The sequence below is a fragment of the Campylobacter coli LMG 9860 genome, assembly GCF_000254135.1.
Classification (GTDB): Bacteria; Campylobacterota; Campylobacteria; order Campylobacterales; family Campylobacteraceae; genus Campylobacter_D; species Campylobacter_D coli.
In genome coordinates, this window is the sequence record NZ_AINS01000137.1 from 1 (window position 1) to 2,759 (window position 2,759).

Genomic DNA, 2,759 nt, shown 5'->3' on the forward strand with positions numbered 1-2,759 from the left:
AAGCTTTTAGAAAAGCAAAAAGAAGGCAAAAAGCGTATGAAAGCCATAGGTAAGGTGCATTTACCGCAAGAAGCCTTTTTAAGTGTGCTTAAAATCGATTAAGGTAAGCATCTTGTAAAGACAAGATGCTTAAAGCCAAAAGAAATATGCCATTAAAGCAATGATGATAGAACAAAGAACATTAAGGTAAATTCCTACACGCACCATTTGAGACTGCTTAATGTAGCCCGTGCCAAAGACTATAGCGTTTGGCGGAGTTGCGACAGGCAACATAAAAGCACAGCTTGCTCCTATGCCTATGATGAGTGCTAAACCAAGAGGTGGCGCTCCTAAGGACTCTGCCATAGAGATGAAAAGTGGCACTAAAAGAGCGGCAGAAGCGGTATTTGAGGTAAATTCTGTTAAAAATACAATAAATAAAGAAACTAAAAGCCCAATTAAAAATAAATGTCCTCCAGCGATTAAACTGATGATGCCATCAGCCATAATTTTGCTTGCTCCACTATCTTTTAAAACAAGGCTTAGTGTAATTCCACCACCAAAGAGCATTAAAACTCCCCAGTCGGTATTTTCTTGCACTTTTTTCCAGCTTACTACTCTAAAAGCACAGACTAAAACAGCAGCCAATATAGCGATAACGCTGTCAAAATTGGCGATTTTTTTCTCAAATCCTAACAAATTTGAAACAAAAGGATTAATATAAGAACTAAAAATCCAACACATAGCCACAATGGCAAAGATGATTAGGGTGATATATTTTTGAGTATCCATAGGAATTTTTTGCTCTAGGTCAGTGTTGATTTGAAATTTTAAATTCGGCTTAAAGGTTACATAAAGAACAAGTATCATTAATGGCATAAAAATGATAACGATAGGAATTCCATATTGAAGCCATTGTGCAAAAGTGATATTTAAATTTGTCGCGACTATGGCATTTGGAGGTGTTCCTACTAGGGTCCCTATACCGCCTATACTAGCACTAAAGGCTATACCTAAAAGCACAAAAACATAAGTATTTTTATTTTCTTCGTAGTCAAGTTGTGAAAGCATACCTATAGCAAGGGGGAGCATCATTGCAGCTGTGGCAGTATTTGACATCCACATTGATAAAAATGCAGTTGTAAAAAAGATGTAAAGTGCCGCGAGAGCAAAATTACCTCTAGCTAGCATGAGTATCCTTTGAGCGATGATTTTATCAAGCTCTTGAAAGTGCATAGCGGCAGCTAAGGCAAAGCCGCCAAAAAAGAGAAAGATATTTGGGTCGGCAAAGCCGTGTAGAGCGGATTTAGTCGGCATCAAGCCCATAATAACAGCTAAAATGGGAATTAAAATCGCAGTGATGGTAACATGCAAGGCCTCACTAAGCCACAAGACTGCGATAAACGCTAAAATAGCCAAGCCTTGATTAACTTTTGTTTCAAAAGGTAACAAAGCAAGCAGTGCGATGAATAAAATAATATCAGCTACAATGATAAAGGTTTTTGTAGAATTTGACATTACAAGTTCTCCTTAATAAGTCGTTTAAGTGAGAAGTATAACATTAAAATGATGAAATTTTGTTTTAAATCTAACGAAATTTACAATGAAACTTTACGAATTTACTCACTTATCTCAACTTAAGGGAGGCTAAAGCGAGGAGATTAGAAAGTAGAGCTATCATCCAAAAACGAACGATGATTTTATTTTCTACCCAGCCGACTTTTTCAAAATGATGATGAATGGGTGCCATTTTAAATACCCTTTTCCCCCAAATTTTAAAGCTTCCCACCTGCAAAATGACAGAAATGGTTTCTAAAACAAAAACAAAACCTACGAGCAAAAGTAGAATTTCATTTTTACTTACTACGGTTAAAAAGCCTATAAAGCCACCAAGTGCGAGACTGCCACTATCTCCCATAAAAATTTGAGCAGGATAGCAGTTAAACCATAAAAAGCCCATTAAAGCACAGATTAAAGCGGCACAAATGACGACTAACTCACCTAAGCCATTGATTTTCGGTAGAAAGAGATATTCACTATAAATTAAATTCCCGCTTAAATACAAAAACACGCCCAAAGTCGCTAAGGAAAAAATAGAAGGCACGGTCGCAAGTCCGTCTAAGCCGTCTGTTAAATTGACAGCATTTGAGCTTGAGATTAGCACTAAAATCCAAAAGAAAAGAGCAAAAATATACATATTAAAAAGGGGATATTTGTAAAAAGGTATGTAAAAATCAGCACTCAAAATTCCGCTAAAATATAAAGGAGCTAGGCACAAAAATGAAGCGAAAATTAAGCCAAACATTTTAGCCTTAGGGCTTAAACCTGAATGATTATTTTTTTTAAGAATTTTACCTAAATCATCAATTACGCCGATAAAGCAAAAGCTAATCAAGCATAAAAGTCCCATAAGTGCAAATAAATTATCAAATTTAATGCAAAGCAAACTAGCAAAAATCGCACAAAATACAAAAATAACCCCTCCCATAGTTGGAGTGTGAGATTTAATTTGATGATTTTGCGGAGCGTGTTCGTAAATAGGCTGGGAAGCATTTTTTTTAGCCCAGTTGATAAATTTAGGCATTAAAAATAAACTTAAAATTAAAACGATGTAAATTCAAATATAACCAAGGAAGTTTTAGGAGAAAAATATGTAGACATTTAAAGACTATAAATCAAGACAAGATTATAGAAAACACCATAAAATCCACTAGTGTTTTATATAGCATTATACTTTTGCTTTGTATATTTTCACTCCAAAAAACCGCACGAAAAAATTC

Annotated in this window: 3 protein-coding genes; 1 reads left to right on the plus strand and 2 read right to left on the minus strand. The window is 35.2% G+C overall.

The window, feature by feature from the left end; genetic code table 11:
• Positions 1 to 102 (plus strand): GTP-binding protein LepA (locus CCO88_RS10255; protein ID WP_002782328.1); only part of this gene is annotated, 102 nt, incomplete at its 5' end.
• 27 nt (positions 103 to 129) lie between these two features.
• Here CCO88_RS10255 and CCO88_RS09755 read toward each other — a convergent pair.
• Positions 130 to 1,497 (minus strand): DASS family sodium-coupled anion symporter, encoded by a 1,368-nt coding sequence (locus CCO88_RS09755; RefSeq protein ID WP_002782327.1) that lies wholly within the window; start codon positions 1,495 to 1,497, stop codon positions 130 to 132.
• A 109-nt stretch (positions 1,498 to 1,606) separates the two neighbouring features.
• On the minus strand, positions 1,607 to 2,596 hold the full coding sequence (gene mraY / locus CCO88_RS09760; protein ID WP_072224511.1) for a phospho-N-acetylmuramoyl-pentapeptide-transferase: 990 nt from the start codon (positions 2,594 to 2,596) through the stop codon (positions 1,607 to 1,609).
• Between the last annotated feature and the right edge of the window lie 163 nt (positions 2,597 to 2,759).

Bases quoted from the DNA above. Each gene is read 5' to 3' on its own strand.
- CCO88_RS09755 (WP_002782327.1), bottom strand. From the start codon at position 1,497: ATGTCAAATTCTACAAAAACCTTTATCATTGTAGCTGATATTATTTTA.